Annotated in this window: 16 protein-coding genes; 6 read left to right on the top strand and 10 right to left on the bottom strand. The window is 36.4% G+C overall.

Translation table 11 applies throughout. The annotated features are described in order from the left end of the window. The first annotated feature begins 83 nt into the window (after positions 1-83). Positions 84-2135: an ATP-binding response regulator gene (locus FJA49_RS06890; RefSeq protein WP_233590082.1), complete on the top strand. Its 2052-nt coding sequence runs from the start codon at positions 84-86 to the stop codon at positions 2133-2135. A gap of 2 nt (positions 2136-2137) precedes the next feature. Here the strand turns inward: FJA49_RS06890 and FJA49_RS06885 are convergent, their stop codons facing one another. The 8 genes from FJA49_RS06885 to FJA49_RS06850 all read right to left on the bottom strand — a co-directional run bounded on the left by FJA49_RS06885 (position 2138) and on the right by FJA49_RS06850 (position 13087). After that, positions 2138-2968, bottom strand: a complete 831-nt coding sequence (locus FJA49_RS06885; RefSeq protein WP_140000207.1) for an endonuclease/exonuclease/phosphatase family protein — start codon at positions 2966-2968, stop codon at positions 2138-2140. 48 nt (positions 2969-3016) lie between these two features. Further along, the gene (locus tag FJA49_RS06880) at positions 3017-4270 is read right to left on the bottom strand and encodes a DEAD/DEAH box helicase (RefSeq protein ID WP_140000205.1); all 1254 of its coding nucleotides are present in this window, start codon (positions 4268-4270) and stop codon (positions 3017-3019) included. Positions 4271-4432: 162 nt separating this feature from the next. Next, entirely contained in the window at positions 4433-7522 is a 3090-nt protein-coding gene (locus FJA49_RS06875; protein ID WP_140000203.1) for an efflux RND transporter permease subunit, read from the bottom strand. A 7-nt stretch (positions 7523-7529) separates the two neighbouring features. Next, positions 7530-8606, bottom strand: a complete 1077-nt coding sequence (locus FJA49_RS06870) for an efflux RND transporter periplasmic adaptor subunit (RefSeq protein WP_140000201.1) — start codon at positions 8604-8606, stop codon at positions 7530-7532. Between the two features lie 27 nt (positions 8607-8633). Continuing rightward, positions 8634-9920, bottom strand: a complete 1287-nt coding sequence (locus FJA49_RS06865) for a TolC family protein (protein ID WP_140000199.1) — start codon at positions 9918-9920, stop codon at positions 8634-8636. A 95-nt stretch (positions 9921-10015) separates the two neighbouring features. Continuing rightward, a complete protein-coding gene (locus FJA49_RS06860; protein ID WP_140000197.1) occupies positions 10016-11368 on the bottom strand; it encodes a HAMP domain-containing sensor histidine kinase in 1353 nt (450 codons plus the stop codon). A 3-nt stretch (positions 11369-11371) separates the two neighbouring features. Beyond that, positions 11372-12046 (bottom strand): response regulator transcription factor, encoded by a 675-nt coding sequence (locus FJA49_RS06855; protein ID WP_140000195.1) that lies wholly within the window; start codon positions 12044-12046, stop codon positions 11372-11374. Next, positions 12047-13087 (bottom strand): formimidoylglutamase, encoded by a 1041-nt coding sequence (locus FJA49_RS06850; RefSeq protein WP_140000193.1) that lies wholly within the window; start codon positions 13085-13087, stop codon positions 12047-12049. It abuts the gene before it with no gap. Positions 13088-13195: 108 nt separating this feature from the next. Here FJA49_RS06850 and FJA49_RS06845 point away from each other — a divergent pair, with 108 nt between their 5' ends. Both FJA49_RS06845 and FJA49_RS06840 read left to right on the top strand, forming a co-directional pair. After that, a complete protein-coding gene (locus FJA49_RS06845) occupies positions 13196-14077 on the top strand; it encodes a type IV pilus inner membrane component PilO (RefSeq protein WP_140000191.1) in 882 nt (293 codons plus the stop codon). Positions 14078-14170: 93 nt separating this feature from the next. Beyond that, entirely contained in the window at positions 14171-14767 is a 597-nt protein-coding gene (locus FJA49_RS06840) for an SMI1/KNR4 family protein (protein ID WP_140000189.1), read from the top strand. A 72-nt stretch (positions 14768-14839) separates the two neighbouring features. Here FJA49_RS06840 and hutI read toward each other — a convergent pair whose 3' ends face one another. Then, complete coding sequence (gene hutI, locus FJA49_RS06835) at positions 14840-16075, bottom strand: imidazolonepropionase (protein ID WP_140000188.1); 1236 nt, start codon at positions 16073-16075, stop codon at positions 14840-14842. Positions 16076-16212: 137 nt separating this feature from the next. On the opposite strand from hutI, the gene corA reads away from it, so the two are divergent. From corA to FJA49_RS06820, 3 genes are all read left to right on the top strand, one after another. Continuing rightward, on the top strand, positions 16213-17295 hold the full coding sequence (gene corA, locus FJA49_RS06830) for a magnesium/cobalt transporter CorA (RefSeq protein WP_140000186.1): 1083 nt from the start codon (positions 16213-16215) through the stop codon (positions 17293-17295). A gap of 57 nt (positions 17296-17352) precedes the next feature. Beyond that, positions 17353-18057: a DUF1003 domain-containing protein gene (locus FJA49_RS06825; RefSeq protein ID WP_140000184.1), complete on the top strand. Its 705-nt coding sequence runs from the start codon at positions 17353-17355 to the stop codon at positions 18055-18057. A 78-nt stretch (positions 18058-18135) separates the two neighbouring features. Further along, on the top strand, positions 18136-18696 hold the full coding sequence (locus tag FJA49_RS06820; protein WP_140000182.1) for a hypothetical protein: 561 nt from the start codon (positions 18136-18138) through the stop codon (positions 18694-18696). A 25-nt stretch (positions 18697-18721) separates the two neighbouring features. Here FJA49_RS06820 and FJA49_RS06815 read toward each other — a convergent pair whose 3' ends face one another. Beyond that, positions 18722-20014, bottom strand: coding sequence for a hypothetical protein (locus FJA49_RS06815; RefSeq protein ID WP_140000180.1), 1293 nt, complete (start codon positions 20012-20014; stop codon positions 18722-18724). Positions 20015-20251: the final 237 nt, after the last annotated feature.

Here is a 20251-nt window from a genome sequence, read left to right as displayed (position 1 = left end):
AAAAGGATTCATTAAGGAAAGTAAGGGTTCAGATATATGATCTCATATGCAAAGCCGATGGCCTACTCATAGACCTAAAATACATGGAATCGTTACAGGTTTCAAAACAGGCTCTAAATTTGGCTTACAAGAACAAGCAATACGACTATGTTGCGATGTCCTACAATACTATTGCCGGTTGTCATGAGGAACTTCTTAATACAAAAATGGCACTTGCCTATTATAAAAAGGCACTCCAATACTCCGAAAAGACCAAAAATGACACTATAAAAGACTGGATTCACAATAATATCGGTAATCTTTATAATTTTATGATTAAAGATTACGATAAAGGAATCTACCATTATAAAAAATCATTGCAATACGCTACTAAAGGCGAAGACACTACTGAGATTATCTTTACGGAAATGAACCTGACCTGGGCTTATTTCAATAAAAAAGATTTTGAACAAGGATATCCTTATCTCAAAAATGTCGAAAAACATCTTGACAAATACGGCGACATTGAGTCGAGAGTAATTGTAAACAATCTTTTGGGAATGTATTACAGCAATAAGGGCAATAACAAGCAGGCCAGCTTTTATTTCAAGACTGCGATTGATTACGGAATCCGGTACAAACAGCAGAACGCTCTAGCAGACACCTATGCTGAATATTCAAAACACCTCTTTAAGGTCAAGGATTATAAAAATGCCTATCTGAACAAAGTCGATTATGAAAAGCTGAAAGACGATTTGCACAATCATGAAAAGATGAAAAGTGCTCAGATAGCAGGAGTCCAGATTGAATTGGATGAATCCAGAAGAAAAATTGACAAGATTGAACTGGAGAAATATGCACAGCAGGAAAATCTTAAGAATTCCAAAATCATCGTTATTCTGTTTTTGGCCATACTTATTATTCTACTTCTATTACTGTATACTTTCTACAAAAACAGTATCTATAGAAAAAAGGTCAACCAGCAGCTTTTAGAAAGCAATTCCGAGTTAAAAATTGCAAAAGACAAGGCGGAAGAATCTTCAAAACTGAAAAGCCAGTTTATTTCTACCGTAACCCATGAATTAAGAACGCCTTTATATGGGGTTATTGGAATAACAAACCTGATTCTGGATGAACACAAAGAATTAGAAAATAGCCAGCATATTAATTCCTTGAAATTCTCAGCACGTTATCTTCTCTCGCTTGTCAACGACCTGTTGCAGATTCACAAAATAGAAGATAAAAAGATTGTCCTTGAAGAATTGCCACTCAACATTATAGACGAAATCGAAAAAGTCAAAGAAGCCTTGCAGTTCATTGCTATCAAAAACAATAACAAGGTCATGATTGATGTAGGCATAGAAATCCCGGAATACTTAATAGGCGATAAGTTGCGTCTGTCCCAGATTTTGGTAAATCTTACCAGCAATGCCTTAAAATTTACGCAAAACGGAACCATACGATTGTCAGCAGCATTGGAGAAAAAAATGGGCAATATCCATTATGTCAAATTTGAAATTGTAGATAACGGTTGCGGTATTGCCATAGAAAATCAAAATAAAATCTTTGAAAAATTTGTGCAGATTGACAGAAAAGAAGGCGATTATCAGGGAACCGGACTTGGTTTATCTATAGTAAAACGACTTTTAGAACTTTTAGGAAGCACAATCCAGCTGGAAAGTAAAGAAGGCGAGGGGACAACCGTAACCTTTACGATTCCTTTTGAATACGATGCAAAAGCAACACAATCTTATATAGAAAATATTGACGTGGATACTACAAATACTTCTTCCTATAAAATTCTTGTCGTTGAAGACAACAAGATTAACCAGATGGTAACTAAAAAAATCATCGAGAAAAATAATTACCAATGTGTTGTTGTCGATGACGGTTATGCAGCTCTTGAAATTCTTGACAAAGAAAACTTTGATGTTATTCTGATGGATATCAATATGCCGGTTATTAACGGATTTGAAACGACACGTATGATTCGGGATAAAGGCATACAGATTCCGATAATTGCGCTTACGGCATTTGATAAGGACGAAATTACAGACGAAGCAAGATTGTCGGGTATGGATGATATTCTAATCAAACCATTTGAACCGCTGCGTCTGTTCCAGATTATTAACAGCCAGATTGCAAAGCATAACTAGCCTTATTTCAGAGTGATTTCAGCATAAACTGGAAAATGGTCTGACGGATAACGGCAATTTTTAGAATCGCTTAATGTGGCAAATTTGGTCACTTCCATTTTATTTTTATTGATAAAAATATAATCGATTCTTGTGGTTACGGGTTTGTTGAATTCAAAAGCATTAAAAGTACCTTCCGGCCCAAATACAATTCCCCTACATACTTTTTGCGCATCCTCCATTTGTTCCTTAATAAACTGTAATGGTCGTGTATCAGCTTCAAGGTTAAAATCGCCTGTAAGAATAACGGGCAGGTTATCTCTATTGATTTTTCTGATTTTTTCTAAAATAAGCTTTGCGCTTTCGGCTCTGGCAATATCTCCAACATGGTCAAAATGGGTATTGAATACCCATACTTTCTTTTTCGTTTTTTTATTTTGAAACAGGCCATAAGTGCATACTCTGTTATAGGCCGCATCCCAGCCTTTTGAAGGTTTTTCAGGAGTTTCAGACAACCAGAATGTATTTTCGTCCAGAAGTTTGAATTTATCAGAATTATAGAAAATAGCACTATGTTCTCCTTGAGATTTCCCGTCATCACGACCTTTTCCAATAAAGTCATAACCTGTAAGCGTGCTATCAATATAGGTCATCTGTCCTGGCAACGCTTCCTGTACGCCCATAAAATCTGGAGTATAGAATTTCACCTGATCCGTCAGGAATTCTTTTCGCTTTGACCATTGGTTATCCCCATCGCTTTGAGTATCAAGCCTAATGTTATAGCTCATAATTTTAAGGTCTTGCGAAAATACGGCCTGACCAGCAAGCAGAAGAAAAAGGAAAACAGATTTCATGGTAGAGGGATTTTATCCGAACTACAAATTTAGAACAAAAAACGCTGGTTAATACCAGCGTTTCTTATTCTTTTTTGAAGCATCCGATTTTCTCGAATTATTTTCTTTGGGCTTGTTTTTATGACGGAAGTCAGGTTTTGCATTCGGATTAGGTTCTTCCTCGTCTTTCCATGGATAAGGATGTTCACCAATCGTTTTGACATTTACCTTAATTAAGCGCTGTATGTCTTTCCAATAAACTTCTTCGTCTTTGGAACAAAATGATATAGCAATACCGCCATTTCCAGCACGTCCGGTTCTTCCAATCCTGTGCACATAGGTTTCAGGAACGTTAGGAAGGTCAAAGTTGATGATATAAGGTAGCTTGTCAATATCAATTCCTCTTGCTGCAATATCAGTAGCTACAAGAACACCTACTTCTTTGCTTTTGAAACTATCCAACACACGTTGTCTGGCATTTTGTGATTTGTCACCGTGAATGGCTTCTGCGGCAACTCCTTGTTTACGCAGCGCCTTAACTACATTATCAGCACCGTGTTTGGTTCTTGCAAAAACCAAAACATCAGAAATTTTTTCATTTCGGATCAAATGGTAAAGCAGTTTTCGCTTGTCGCTTTTATGAACGAAATAAACATGCTGTTCTACGGTTTCTGCCGTACTAGATGGTGGCGAAACGGAAACATATTGTGGGTCATTCAAAAAAGTGTCAGCCAATTCACGGATAGCCATAGGCATAGTAGCCGAAAATAAAAGTGTCTGTCTGTTTTTTGGCGTAAGCTTTACAATCTTTTTCACATCATGAATAAAGCCCATATCCAGCATCTGGTCAGCTTCATCCAAAACTAAGGTATGTAAATGATCAAGGTTGATAAAACCTTGTTTGTGAAGATCTAATAATCTTCCCGGTGTAACGATAAGTATATCAACGCCTTCTTTTAAAGCCTCTACTTGAGGCACCTGTGAAACACCACCAAAAATGGTTAGTTGTACAAGGTTGGTATATTTTGCATAGGCATCAAAACTTTGCCCTATCTGTACTGCCAATTCTCGGGTAGGCGTAACTACCAAAGCTCTGATCTGTTTTGTTTTTTTAGTTGAGCCTACAATACGGTGTAGATGATGAACGATTGGAATAGCAAAAGCACCGGTTTTTCCGGTACCGGTTTGAGCACAGCCTACCAAATCATTTCCAGCCAGAATAATCGGGATCGATTTTTCCTGAATAGGAGTGGCTTCTAAATAGCCAAGTTCATGGACGGCTCTTTGTATACTTTTAGAAAGAGATAAATCTTCAAATAACATAAAATCAAATTTAGTATTTGCATGAATTGCAAATATGGCGCAAAGATAGTCTTTATTATTAAATGGATTTGTTATGATTTTTTACTGCTAAAAAAGAACAAAGCTCCAAATAAATGGAGCTTTGAACGCTATTAACCAAAAATAAAACAAACCAACATGCAACTACTCATGTTTTCTTCTATAAGCAATATAAAATACTTGCGGCAGGACAGTTAATGAAAAAATCATACAGAAGAGCAGGCCGCCTACGATCATAATGGCTAAAGGTTTTTGAATTTCAGAACCCATCCCTGATGAAAGCGCCGCAGGCAATAGACCCATAGAACCCATCAGCGCAATCATCACGATGGGACGAATTCTGCTGTAAACACCTTCGGAAATGGCTTTTTTCAAAGGCATTTTTGCTCGAAGATTATCTTTCATGACGGCAATCAATATGATTCCGTTAATTGTATTTACTCCAAATAGAATAATAAAGCCAATACCTGCGGAAATTCCAAAGATGGTTCCTGTCATCCAAAGCGAAAGGAAACCTCCCGCAAAGGCATACGGAATAGTACTGGTTGCAATCAACGTGTCTTTCATATTTCCAAAATTGAAATACAATAAGAACAGTATAAATAATAGCACTACCGGAACGATAATAGCTAATTGTTTTGAAGCACGTTCCTTACTTTCAAATTCACCAGCCCATTTCATAGTGTTTTCCTTCGGAAGTTTGACTTCGGCCGCTACTTTTTTCTGGGCTTCTGCAATAGTGCTTCCCAAATCACGTCCTTCAATACTGAAACCGATGGCAATGTAACGGCTGTTACCTTCTCTGTAAATAAACGTTGGTCCGGTCTGATAGCTAACGGTAGCAATTTCACGAAGTGGTACTTTTTTACCGTCCATTGCAGGAATCAGGATGTTTTCTATCTTTTCTTTAGAGTCTCTGTATTCTTTTTCAAAACGGATCCTTACATCAAACATACGTTCGTTCTCATAAAAAGTAGTAGCAGCCTGTCCACCAATTGTCATCGCAATTACTGCCTGTGCATCGGCTGTTTTTACGCCATAACGTGACATTTTTGAATCATGAAGCTGAATTCGTAATTCCGGAAGTCCGATGTTTTTATACACATTTACATCTTCAATACCTTTCACAGGAGTAATGGATTTGGCTACCTTATTGGCATATTCTTCCAACTTGAACAAATCATCACCAAATATTTTGATAACCAACGGGCTTTTCACTCCGGCTACATATTCTTCAACATTATCCTGGATGGGCTGGCTGAATCCGAAATTGATACCCGGATATTCTTCAAGCTTTTCTTTGATTTCTGCGATCAGCTCATCTTTTGAAATTTTCCTTTTCCATTCGTTCTGGTGCTTTAATTCCATGTGGAATTCGATGTTGAAGAATCCGGTAGGGTCGGTTCCATCATTTGGCCTTCCGGTTTGGGAAAGAATAAATTTTACTTCGTCAAACTTCTGTAGCTTCGTTTTCATCTCTTTGGTTAGGCGTACAGATTCATCCAGATTGATACTGTTTGGCAATGTGGCACGAATGTAAATTGCACCTTCATTTAGCTTAGGGATAAATTCGGAACCGTAGAACATAAATCGTCCAAAACAAATAGCAAGCAATAGAATAAAACCATAGACAGTAGCCCTGCGGTGCTTTTCGCTCCATTGGAACATTTTGTAAAGATTCTCTCTAAAGAATCGGGAAATCATGTTTTCCTTTTCAACAATGTTTTTTGTCAGTAAGACCTTGCACATTGCCGGAACATAGGTAAGGCTCAGTATTAACGATCCTACTAAGGCATAACCCAGAGTAAATGCTAATGGAGAGAACATTTTTCCTTCTACTTTCTGGAAAGAGAAAATAGGCAACAGGGCAACAATTAATATGATTAAGGCGAAGAAAATATAAGTCGCTACGCTTCCCACGCTTTTCTTGATAAGTCCCATTTTGGACATATTATTGAAACGTTGCATTCCTACCTTATGTGCTTTCTTTTCGAGCGAGACAAAAACCTGCTCTACAATTACGAGCGTTCCTTCCAGCAGCAATCCAAAATCGAGCGCACCCATAGAAATCAGGTTGGCCGGAAGCCCTTGTATGCGGAGCATGATAATGGCAAACAAAAACGAAAGCGGAATTACTGAGGCTACAATAACGGTTGTACGCCAGTTGTACATAAAGATAAAAACGATCAATGATACAAGTAGTACACCTTCAATCAGGTTTTTTGTAACCGTATGAACCGTAGTATTTACCAATTCCGTTCTGTCAATAAAAGGTTCGATAGTAACACCTTTTGGCAAAATTCTTTCGTTTAGCTCGTCGATTCGGGTTCGCAGGTTGGCAATAACCTCACTCGGATTTTCTCCACGAAGCATAACAACTATTCCTTCTACCAAATCATCGCTATTGTCTAATCCAACTTGCCCTAATCGGGGTTTTGAACCTACTTTTACTTCGGCCACATGTTTTACCAAAATAGGGGTAGAACCTTTAACTTCGATGAGTATGTTTCCTATATCATCAATATTGTCCAGTAAACCAACACCACGCACTACATAGGCCTGATCACCACGTTGTATGACATCACCACCCACATTGATGTTGCTTTTGGAAACAGCTTCGTAAACATCAAGAGGAGAGAGGTCGTAGTTGACAAGTTCTGTAGGGTTGATTTTTATTTCATAGATTTTTTCTTCTCCACCAAAACTTACTACGTTGGCAACACCCGGAACCGAAACCAGTTCACGTTCGATTACCCAGTCTTGTATGGCTGTAAGTTCTTTTATAGGCAAATCACCTCTCACTACATATCTGAAAATTTCACCGGTGGCTCCATAAGGTGGATCAATCTCAGCATCGGCTCCTTCCGGAAGACTAACACTGGCCATTCTATTTGACGCATACTGCTGTGCATAAAAATCCTCTACATCTTCATTAAAAAGAACAGTAACTACAGATAATCCGAAAAGAGAGATAGAACGAACTTCGGCTTTTTTCGGTATGGTATTCATCTGCTTTGAGATAGGCAGCGTGATAAATTTTTCTACTTCTTCAGCACTTCGTCCCGGCCATTGCGTAATGATACGGGCCCTGGTGTTAGTCACATCGGGAAATGCCTCGATAGGAGTGTGCATATAACTTACGATACCTCCTGCAAACAACAACACGGTTGCAAAGAATACGATAAGCGAATTTTTGAGCGAGAACGCTACTATACTTTGTACTAGCTTTTGCATTGTAATGTTATTTTAGGCTTTCATAAATCAGCAGCTGATTTTTAGAAATAATTTTTTCATTTTCCTGGATTCCCTTGTCGAAGTAAACGACTTCGCTATTTTTAGTTACGGGATCTACCTGTCTGATTTCGAGATTGCAATCGTCTTTGTATATCACTACAAAATTTTGGTTGTCATCAAAAATGACAGCTTTTACAGGTACAGCAAGTAAGGATTCGGCAGAAGTATTAGGCTTGTTCAGAATAATATCGGCAGACATGCCTGGTTTTAGTTTTAAGTTGGTATTTTTCATCACGACACGGGCTTTCAACACACGTTCTTCTGCATCAAAAACCTGAGAAAGTGCGGTAATCTTTCCGGCAAAAACTTCATCAGGATAAGCCAATGTTTTGATCTTAACATCCATGTTTTCTTTGATATTCTGCATGTCTGTTGCATAAATATTGACCATTACCCAAACTTCATTCAGGTCAGATATGGTAAAAAGCGGTTCGCTGCCTGAAGAAATCTGCATCCCTGAGCTCATGTTTTTGGCAACTATAAAACCATTTGACGGAGCTTTGATTTGGAACACAGACTTTTCAGGACTGGCACTATACAATGCAAGGTTGCTTTTTATATTTTCGAGTGAAGCTTTTAATACTTTGACTTCGCTTTCTGCCTGAATCAAATCTTTTTGGGAAGCAATTCCGTCTTCAAACATTGATTTTACGGAAGAAAGCTGTCGTTGTGCCACAGTTAATTGTGATTCGACTGATTTGTTTTCAGATTGCAACCCGTTAAGCTCAGTACTCTTGATTTCAGCCAATACTTGTCCTTTTTTGACATAATCGCCCAAAGAGAAATAAGTGTTGGTTACAACACCATTAATCAGGCTTGTAAACTGTACCACATTATCAGAATTGTAGGTAACATTTCCGGTTAGCGTAAAAGTTTCTGAAACAGGTTCTTTTTTTATTTCTTCAATTGTTACTTTCTTTTTAAGGTCGTCGTTGAGACAGAATTTTTCATTTTTTTCAGGAGTAGCTTCTTTTTCGTTACAACTGAAAAGCAACGCTAATGGCACTAAATAGATATATTTCATAATATGTGATTTCTGAATTAGAGAAGATTAAAGTTCTTTGCCTATTACAAACTGTAGTTCCTCAAAATGTTCATTCAATTCTTTTTTAGAATCCAGAATGATGGTTTTGTTTTCGAGATAGGCATTGACAAAGTCAAGATATTCCAGCATGCTTGTATTTCTCAGGGTGAAGTTTCTCTGATGACTTTCTAAAAGCATGTCTAGGTCTTTTTCATAAGAAGCTTCAATGTTTTCGTATAATTTTTTAGATACGACCAAATCTTCATAAGCCTGGATGACTTCGTTTTGGGCCTGATTGTTTTTTTCTTCTTTCATATACTGGCTTTTTTGAATCTCAATTTTGGCAGATTTGATATTTCCCTGATTTCTGCTAAAAAAAGGAAGGTCTAAAGCAAATCCTACGCCCACAAAGTCATTCATGATATTTCCACCTCGGTCATAACTCGCTAATAAAGTAACATCAGGCGTACGTTGTGCCAATTCGTATTTGTACTTCCGGTTATTGTATTTCTCTTCAAGAACCGAAGCTTTTACATCCGGACGATTTTCCAAAGCAGAAGACGCTAATTCGGCAAGATTGATGTTGGCTACTTTATCTAAATCCGGTACAAATTTGTCTATGCTGATTTTAAGATAGCTCTGCGGAGCAAGATTCATCAGCGTTTTCAACTCTTTCTGTAGCTGGTTATTTTCTTTCTGTAAATCACTTAACTGCTTTACAAATTCAAGTTCAGAGGCTTTCAGACGTATAAATTCGCTTTTGCTGATATTGCCTTGTTTTGCCTGATTGGAATAGGCGGTAAGAAGTTTTTGGATGGAAGCCAACTGTTTTTTATATATTTTTTGTTTTTCCTGAGTATACTGTAGTTGGGTCAGGTTGTTTCGAAATTCTACTTTTAGAATACGGAGAAAGTCTTGAAAATATTCGTGCGCTATTTCCACACCCACTTTTTCCATTTCAATCTGCTTCTTTCTTTTTCGTGCGGTATAGATGAGCTGTTCTAACCCGACAGTTACTTCGGAGGTTTTTCCCCAGTTTCCAGAAATAGGAGGAAGCTGTTCTGATTTTGCGTTAGACCATAAGTTGATCTCACCCACTTCCAATCGGGGATTAGGCCATAATTTGGCTTGAATTACTTGTGCTTCGGCCTGATCGATATTCAGTTTTTCAGAAAGAAGCCTTAGGTTATTTTTTAAAAAAATAGTTTCAGCTTCAGCTCTTGAAACCGATACGGTATCTCTTGCTGTAGTATTTTGTGCTTTGCCGGATAGGCAAAAACCTGTAAAAATGGCGGTAAAAAAAATGCGTTTCAATTTGAGTCTTTTTTATAACTGCAAATCTATATCGCAAACATTATAACCTTATTTGAGCTACATTAGAAGTAGATTAATCCAACATTAGAAAACGATTAGAGTTTTGGAAACAGCAGTGTAATGCGGGTTCCGGAGTTTTCTTCTGAGTCAATGGTAAACTGTATGTTGTTTTGTTTGAAGATAATGGTTGCAAGCGAGAGTCCAATACCACTTCCTTTAATATTGCCTACATTTTTACCGCGATAAAAGGTTTGTTGTATATAATGTAGGTCTTCTTTCTGTATGCCTTTTCCATAATCCTGTATTATAATTTGAAGTTGGCTGTTAACCTCAGAAAGCGAAATTTTTATAGGATTTCCATCGGAGTATTTTACGGCATTCTCAATAAGATTATACAGCGCTACTTTAATTTGTACCTCGCTACCTTTAACCGATAATAATTCTTCATTTTCTACCTTTAAGTCAATCCCGATTTCCTGACTTTCGTGTATCTCAAAAATTTTATCGTTGATGTCCCATAACGTTTCATCAATTCGAAAAGTCTCGTTTTCCTGATGTATGGTTTTTAATCCTGAAAGCATCATAAGATTGTTCAGAATTTCTTCAATATGGTAGACATTTTCTAATGCTTCAGAAGTTACTTTTTGGTATTCTTCGGGTGTTCGGTCTTTTTGGGCAAAAACTTCTAGGTTTCCGGAAATGGATGCAAGTGGCGTCTTAAATTCATGGGAAACGTAGTTGATAAAATTCTTTTGTATGGCAAAAGTATCCGAAAGACGGCTCAAAAGATTATTGAATGTCGTGATTAAATCCTGTATTTCGTCATTTGTATTAGAAGATGAAATAGGATTATCTAAAGAGCTTAATTCCATTGAATTAACCTGACTTATGACTTTCGTTATAGGACGATAGGCAATATTCGAAAGCAATCGGCTTAAAAGGAAAATCAATAACAGTCCGGCAAACAAAACGACAATCATGATGACCAACAATCGATTGGTTTGTGATTTGAATACTTCGCTTTTGGTTTTTACGAATACCACAAAATCTCCCTGGTTGTCATTATAAAAGATTCCGTAATAAAAGTGATTGTTGGACTTAAAGCTTAGTTTTTTGTTTCTTCGGATAAAGCCCAGATTTTCAGGACTTATATTTCTGTCGGCTTCCTTTTCGCCATACACAATAATATTATTCACATCGTAAACACGAACAATATCGTTTTGTATGTTTTCTTCAAATTGTTCTTTAATGGCAGAATGCTCATAATGCGGAAGCTCATCTTTTTCAAGATAGTAGATGGCAGAAAGCAGGCAGGTTTTTTGCAATTCTTTAAAAACTACTTTTTCAGAACTGTTGTAGAAAGCAAAATAAATCAACACCGAAGCGATAATGAAAACAAATCCAAAAGTAAGGGATGAGATTAACGTTAAACGGTTTCGGATTTTCATAAACTATTCTTTGAGCATATAGCCAGTTCCTTTGATAGTATGGATGAATTTATGCTGGTTTTCGTCAATTTTATTCCTAAGATAAGAAATATATACGTCTACCACATTGGTGTTATTATCGTAATGGATGCCCCAAACGGCATTTAGGATTTGTGTTCGGGATACAACCTTGTTTTTATTTTCCAATAAAAAGAGCAGCAATTTATATTCTCTTGGTGACAAATCAATTACCTGTTCATTTTGAAAAACCGAATGTTCATCAAGATTTACGGTCAGGTTATGGCAAAAATAAACCTGTTCTTTTTCTTTGTAATTGAATTTGGTTCTTCTGGTCAATGCGTTTATCCTCGAAATTAATTCCTTAAAATGAAAAGGCTTTACCAGATAATCATCAGCCCCGCTATCTAAAGCAGCTACTTTATTGTCTGCATCATCAAGTGCACTCAAGACTAGAATAGGCGTATGGTTTTTTTTGAAACGGATCAATTTCGTGAGCTGTATTCCGTCAATGCCGGGCAGCATAATGTCCATTAAGATGATATCCCATTCGTTTTCCGACACCATTTCACGCGCAATTTCTCCTGTAATGGCAAGGGTGACAGAAAACCCGTTTTCTTCCAGTCCCTTAATTACAAAATCGCTGATTCGTTTGTCGTCTTCAATGAGAAGTATATTCATCTATTTTTCTATTTCGCTCTTCGCTTTCATAAAATCAGTTACAAGATAACCAATTAATTTTCCAACCAGATGGCTGTTTTTGGAATCTCCCAAATCGGGCGCTCCCTCGCAAATATGAAGATAACATGCATTAGGATCCTGGCTAAAAAAGTGGATAAACTGGCGTACTTCTTCTACAGAAAAACCGCTCAATGTCATGGCGCTGCTTGGTATTCCGGGAATGGAATCCAAATCAATCTCGATGCCATAAAAATCATTTCGGATGAACGAATAGGCTCTTTCCATTTCCAATCGGAAATCTTTTTCCCTACGGATATTGATTTCGTCATAGGTATTGATTCGAACACGATCTTCTAGTTTTTTGATTTCATGCAGCACGCTTTTGGAAGTGTAGCTTTCGTGAAGTCCGAAAACAAAATATTTTTTAAGAAAACCTTCTTCATAAGCATATGAAAAACCATTGCCACTGTGTCTTCCTTCTAATATCCTGAAATCAGAATGGGCATCAAAATTAACGGCATTGATGGCTTTTCCTTTGGCAAGTGCTGTTCCTTTAATATTTCCGTAGGCGTTATTGTGTCCTCCGCCAATAATAATTGGAATTTTTCCTGCTTTTACAATATTAAAAATAATATGTGAAACTTCCTTGTCAATCTTTTCGACTGCTTTAGAAAGCTGCTTTCGTTCTTCAATAATATTAAAATCCAGATTTTCTACTTCTTTCATATCTTCGGCAACATCCAAATGCCCTAAGACTAAAATCTGGTTTCCTTTGCTAAAGCGGTTGTGCTGGATGTTGGCGATGCTTTTTATGGTACTTTCCCAAGCAGAAGCAGCTCCCGGCCTTCCGTAATTGGCACGTACGCCAATATCTTCAGGGATTCCGAACAGCACAAATTTTGCATCGGAAGTTTTTAGGTATTCTGTAGCATCCGCCCCTTTTGGGATGGTTTGCATTTTTTCGCCAAATTTAACCTCACCGCTTCGAAAATTAGTTACTCTTGCTAAATCGTGTACAGTGAAGGGAATAAGCTTTTCCATAAAAAATATTTAGGTTCAAAAATAATATATTTATATAAACTTACGTTATGTGTCTTATAAATCCCCCAAAAAATTATTTAATTTGTTTAAACCATTACCACTACTATTATGGAAAATCAAAAAAGCAATTCAAGCTTAAAAGCGATTATCGTCGTTTTGGCAATTCTGCTTGCGGGGAGTTTAGTCTACATGTACAAAATGAGCAGCGATGCAAAATCGACTGAAACTCTTTTAGTCAAAGACAAAGAGAGTGCAATGAATGATCTTGCTGCTCTAAAAACCAAATTAGATGCTGCGATTTCAGAAAACACATCCATATCGGATGAGTTGATTGCAGAAAGAGAAAAAGTTGTCAAATTGATGGCGGATCTCGAAAAATCAAAAGGAGATGTGGCTTCTCTGAAAAAATACCAAAGCCAATACAATGCCCTTAACGCCAAATTTAATGCATTAGCGAAGGAAAACGGATTACTGAAAGATCAGAATTCGCTTTTAACTACAAAAAATGACAGTATTTCTATGGCGTTAGGAGAAGCTAAGAAGTTTAACGACACATTGGTCATCCAAAATGAAAATTTGGCCAGAACGGTTGAAAAAGCATCGAAGCTGACAGTAATGAATTTGAGAACTGAAGCTATCAAAGAAAGGAGTTCAGGAAAACAAGTTGTAACCGAAAGAGCAAGAAGAGCTGATAAGCTTAAAGTTTGTTTTGCGATAGCGCAGAATGAGGTTGCCAAATCAGGAAACAAGTTGTACTACGTTCAAATCATCGATAGCAAAAACAATGTGCTAGGTGAGAAGAAGACAGAAGCTTTTGGCGATATGTCATTGACTTACAGTTTCACGACTACGGTAGCCTACGAAAATAAAGCAGTAGATGTCTGCGAATTTTTAGATAGCAATGGCGTAGATTTTGAAAAAGGTACCTACTTTGTAAATATTTTTGACAAAGGAACGCTAGTTTCAAAAACCAGCTTTACGCTGAAATAAGACAAACAAAACACCAAAACTTAAACTGCATAGAAAAGGAGCCAATTGGCTCCTTTTTTTTGGAATCATTTTTGTTTTATATTTCATACACAAATGGAAACAAAAAATATGGTAATAGAATACTTAACTGATCTGCAAGATTTTGCCTTTATTGAGTATGATGGTACTATCATAACCAATAAACCCATATCTGTTGAGGATATTTTGGAATTAGAGAAACAATTTAATAATGGAAAGATATTTCCAAAAGCACTTAGGGAATTATTATTCTTAGCGGGCAGTTCCTGTAAGCTTTTAGATTATTCAATTTTTAGTTCACAGCGAGAAATTCAGGAATCTATTATTGAAGACCTAAAAAATGATGGTCTAGAAATGAAAAGGCCTTATTATGTATTGGAAATTTATGATGCGGGAAGCACATTTTATTTTGTGTATTTAGATGAGGGCGATAATCCAATTGTGTATGTTGCTAAAAATGAATATGAAAAGTTGGAATTTATAAAAATAGCGGATTCGTTATCTGCATTTTTATCAAATCTGATTAAATCTAATAAAGAGGATATAGAGAGAAAAAATGATTATTTGAAATTTTTAGAAGACGAAAGAGAAAGAGATTTGCAGAAAACTCCCGAAACCGTATATTCGATTATTAAGAAATGGATTAAGGCTATTTATAATAAAAAAAGCTGAGATTAAACTCAGCTTTTAAAAATGCAGATAAAATTTTTAAGCACAAAACGGAATACGCAACTATACTTAAAATCAAACCAATTTTCCTTCAATAATCACCTGATCAATCAAATTAGTACCAAAAGCATATGGCAACTGGTAAAAAGAAGTTATGGGTTTGGTGATAATCAGGTTGGCACGTTTTCCTTTGGTAATAGAACCGTGGGTTTCTGAAAGTCCCATAGCATAAGCTCCATTGATTGTAGCGGCATTGATGGCTTCTTCTGGTGTCATTTTCATTTTGATACAGGCTGTTGCCACTACAAAATTCATATTGCCTGATGGCGTAGTTCCCGGATTAAAATCGGTTGCCAAAGCTAGTGGTAATCCGGCTTCAATCATTTTTCGGGCTGGCGTATACGGAATACTAATAAAATAAGAGCAGGAGGGAAGTGCAACCGGCATCGTATCAGAATTTTTTAATATTTCGATATCTTCATCGGTCACAATTTCTAAATGGTCAACACTAAGCGCCTTGTGTTTTACGCAGGCTTCGATACCATTGATAGCAGTAAATTGGTTGACATGGATTTTAGCAGGAAGTCCATATTTTTTTCCAGCTTCCATGATTCTTTCTGTTTCTTCAATAGAAAAATAACCTGTTTCAAGAAAAGCATCGATATAATCAGCCAAATTTTCAGCCGCTATTTTTGGAAGCATTTCATTAACGATAACATCAATATAACCGGAATGGTTTTCCTTATATTCTGTTGGAAATGCATGTGCACCCAAAAAAGTTGATTTTATAGCAACCGGATAATTTTCTTTTAATTTTTTGATAACACGAAGCATTTTCAGTTCGCCTTCTACCGTAAGCCCGTAGCCTGATTTTATTTCTACAGCACCAGAACCTTGTTTCATGACTTCCTCAAGGCGTTGCTTGGATTGCTGATAGATTTCTTCTTCAGATGTCTCATTTAGCTTTTTAGCCGAATTTAAAATACCACCACCTCGGTTGGCAATTTCTTCATACGACAAGCCATTGATACGGTCAACAAATTCCTGGACACGATTTCCGGCATACACGATATGTGTATGACTGTCACACCAGGCAGGAAGTACCGTTTTTCCGGTGGCATCAATAATTTGGGCTTCGGGAAGCTGCGGCATATCTTCCATTTTTCCAAAATCACTGATTAGGTTATCTTCAATAAGCAGAAACGCATTTTCTATTGTTGGAAGTTTTGACATTGCTGCTCCGGAAACTTTATCAATTGGAGTGTCTCGTACTTGGAGTAATTCTTTTATGTTTATCAACAGTGTTTTCATGGTTCGTAATGTTTACAAATTGGCTTGATAAGCTAGAATTTAGTGTTTTTCAGTAGCTCCAAAATCAAGCGGAAATATTTCTGTAAATGTAAAATGGAATTTTAAAAACTCCTATCTTTATGACAAATTAAAATGTCTTGAGAAGAATACGATACAAGGAAGTCAGGAAAGTACAGCCCAATTATTTTGAATATACCGGTATCCATAATACAGATTCGGTTGAAATGCAGCTGTTTGTATACGACGATTTAGGCTATGAGGAATACAAGAAAGTTTCCCTTGACCGTGTACGCAAAGAAATTGAAGATCCATTACAGGTAGAAGATGTCAAATGGCTTAATGTACACGGACTCCATGATGTAAAGTTAATCCAAGACATAGGCGAGCTATTGAATATCCAAAATTTTATTGTTGGCGATATACTCAATGTTTCGAGAAGGACAAAAATGGATGAGCTTGACGATGTGCTTTTTTTTAGCATCAAATCCATACTTCAGGAAGAAGAGTCATCTGTAGTTAGGGTAGAGCAGATTAGTTTTTTGCTGAAAGACAATCTTCTGGTTTCTTTTCAGGAAAAAAAGAGTGACTTTTTTACACACATTAGAGAACGTATCAAGACACATAGCGGTATTGTCCGAAAAAAGAAAAGCGACTACTTATTGTATCTTTTACTGGATGCTGTTATGGAAAACTTTTTTATTACGATCGAAAGCTATGAAAACGGTATAGAAGCATTGCTTATAGAAGCTAAAAACAGTTATAAATCTGTTTTTCTGGAAAACATAGAAAAGGAGAGAGAAAACCTCAATTTCCTAAAACGGTCTATCATTCCGTTGCGTGATGCCTTATTTAATTTGAAAACACATCAAAATGATGATGGTTTTGACAGCATTGAAAAATCCAATTATGCTTTTTTTGAGCGTCTTTACCAAAAAAGCCTTGAACTGTTAGAACAGATTGATTACGACTTAAAGTCATTAGATAGTGCTTCAAACGTATTCTTTTCTTCCCAAAGCCAGCGTATGAACCAGATTATGAAAACGCTGACTATATTTTCTGTGATTTTTATGCCGCTTACATTTATTGTGGGCGTTTATGGAATGAATTTCGAAAATATGCCCGAACTGAAAATGGAGAATGGCTATTTTGTAGTTCTTGGCGTGATGTTCCTAACAGTGTTGGGTATGGTCTATTATTTCAGAAAGAAACACTGGTTCTAAACTATCAACTATCCACTAAAAACTATCCACTATCCACTATCAACTACTTCCTTTTTTATGAAAAAATTTAAAAGCGATATTTCAGGTAAAGAATTTCCGGAAACTGAAAAAGTTACAGCCAATCTGGTTCGAAAATCAATATTGGATTTTATAAAACTGGATCATCCTGATTTTGAAGATGACAAATGCATGTCAATTGGAGAGCTTCATTCTTTTCGCGAAAGATATATTGCCGAAATGCTCCTGAAAGAAACAGGCGAACTTTCTGAAATGGAGCAGACCGTATTAAAGGCGCTTAATGACAATACGATTTTGTCTGACAAGCTAGACGATGAAATTCAGGAGTTTACAATAGGGCAAAGAATTGCGGACAAAGTGGCTACTTTTGGCGGAAGTTGGACGTTTATCCTTTCGTTTATGGCTTTTCTTTTTCTGTGGATTGCCGGAAATGTGTTTATACTGATGAATAAAGGCTTTGACCCGTATCCGTTTATCCTTTTGAATCTGATTTTGTCGTGTATTGCGGCATTGCAGGCACCTATCATTATGATGAGCCAGAACCGACAGGAGGAAAAAGACCGTGAAAGAGCTAAAAAAGATTACATGATCAACCTGAAATCAGAATTGGAAATCAGAATGCTTCATGAAAAAATCGACCACCTTTTATTACACCAGGAACAATCATTGGTTGAAATCCAAAAAATTCAAATGGATATGATGGAAGATATTTTGAAAAAAATTGAAAGCAAAAAAAAGGAATAAGTCAAACGTAGAATTTTTATAGGTCCGAGTGAAACCACTATTAAAAATTAGAGGATAGTACAACAGAAAAAGAAAAAAATGCTGGCAAAAGATTTCGACCTATTTAAACAGAAATATAAAGAAAACTGCAAGACGGAGAGTTCTAATCCTGTCATTCTGGAATTGTATTCTTATATCTTAAAAAATGAAGCTATAGATAGTGAGGTATGGACAGTTGGAGGTGGAAATGATGCTGTAGTCAGAATATTAGAACACTATTTCTCAGATGAAGATTGGAAAGAACTCGAACCCGAATTAGAAAATTGGACTACAAACCAGTTGGAAATATTTACGGAATGCATTGTAGAAGGAAGTGCAGAAAGTGACAGTGATGATTTGAACTCCACCATAATGAACAGATTTTATCTCCTAAAGAAATTATTAATTATTGGAGAACAAAGAGATAGGCTTAGGAATGATATTTTTTTAAAATTAATTGATAACATTGAATTTCTAAATAAGTGCAAATCAATAACACTTGAGGAAGCTACCGAGATAGCAAGCTATTTTGATTATTCTGAAAGGATAAAAGATGAAAAATACCAAGATGATATAACAACAATTACATTAAAAGCAATGATGGAAAAATCAGGCAATTAATGTAATTGTTATTGTAACCGGTTCTTTATTGGTTATTTGGATATTCCTGTATCCAATGAAATCCGGTATTGACAAGACGATAATCGTCTAATGTCTTTTTAGTAAATTCTGCCTGAATGTCTTGCTGTCCAAATTTTCCTTTTAAAAGAAATGTTTTTGGTGCTTTTTCTTCATAATGCAATACTGAGATCTTTGTTGTATCCTGATACGATTTGAATTCTATCGTATTTTTAAGCGTATCGATTTTTATGGCATAATAACTGGTGCTGTCGGCTTCAGTACGGATGCTGCCGTAGCTTCCGGAAAGATGTAGTCTATTCCATAATATGTTTTTGTCTTCAACCTTTTTTAACGAATCGTTTTCAGAGGTATAAAAAGCGGTTGTATGGTAGCTGCCTTTAAGCGGTACCTTCGGTGCCAATGAGCCATTGGTGTACATATAATCAACACCCATGAAAATAATATTTGCGGTAAAGCCTAAGATCAACAGCAATTTTCCAATACCTCTTGCCCTGGCTTTCCATTTGTTTTCAAAAACCAGTTTGCAGTGATCCAACGTTTCAGTCTTGTTGAGTATAAAAAAGTTATAAAGCTTTTTCAGGTTAGGTATTAAGAGAATGATAGAAATGAGTAGCAAGTGACTTGAAAATAACTTTACAGGAACGTCAAAGCAGAAATTCATCAATACTACATTGCTCATTACCGCTACGCTAAGCAGGGCACCCAATGTTTTGGTATTGTGAAAGAGTATTAGAAATCCGGCTCCTGCTTCTATGATTCCGGTAAAACCTCCATATATTTTAGAATGTCCCATAAAGGTCCAGAGCAATCCCATTGGAGTAGCATCACCAAAATTTTCTTCCAGACGACCATAATCATGAAAAGCAAACTGTCCCTCGACTAGCTTGAATATACCGTAGATAATGAGATACAATCCCAAATAATAACGGGCATATACCATTGTCCAGTAATATTGCCTGTCATAATTGATTCTTTTTCTGGTGATAAAAAAGACAATAATGGAAATGAGTAAAGCCAATAATACATAGGCAAAAATCCTTACATAGTTAAAGGTTGTATCGCCGCTGCCAGTGTTGATAATTTGTTGCAGCTTTTCGATATGGAGTATGTTTTTTCCAACCCAAAGGGTTATAATGTCCATAAAGTCCTCATACCAGCCTGTCACGATGTTAACTCCAGGAATCTGGTCAAACGGAAAAGGAAACATGTAAAAAAGCAGATAGAAAATAAGAAACAGCGTGAGAAACTTGCGGGTAACCGACCATTTTTTCTCGGTTAGGGGGTGAGTTGTGATCATATGTATTTGATTGATGATGATTACGAATATAAAAAAAACTTAAATAGAAAAAACCTACAAAAGATTTTTAGGCTGTTAAATAAAACGAAAAAAATTAATTTTAGTATGTGATGGGTTTTATTGAATAAGGTAAAAGGACGTAATAAAAAAAAGCCTGAAGTAAAACTTTAGGCTTTTTAATAGATAAGTTTGATTTCAACTCAACCAACCCTGGCAGGGTTTCAAACCCTGCCAGGG

Origin of the sequence: Flavobacterium microcysteis (assembly GCF_006385255.1) — a bacterium.
Lineage (GTDB): Bacteria > Bacteroidota > Bacteroidia > Flavobacteriales > Flavobacteriaceae > Flavobacterium > Flavobacterium microcysteis.
Note: the sequence above shows the minus strand (reverse complement) of the source record. Positions and strands in the feature narration are given on the sequence as shown.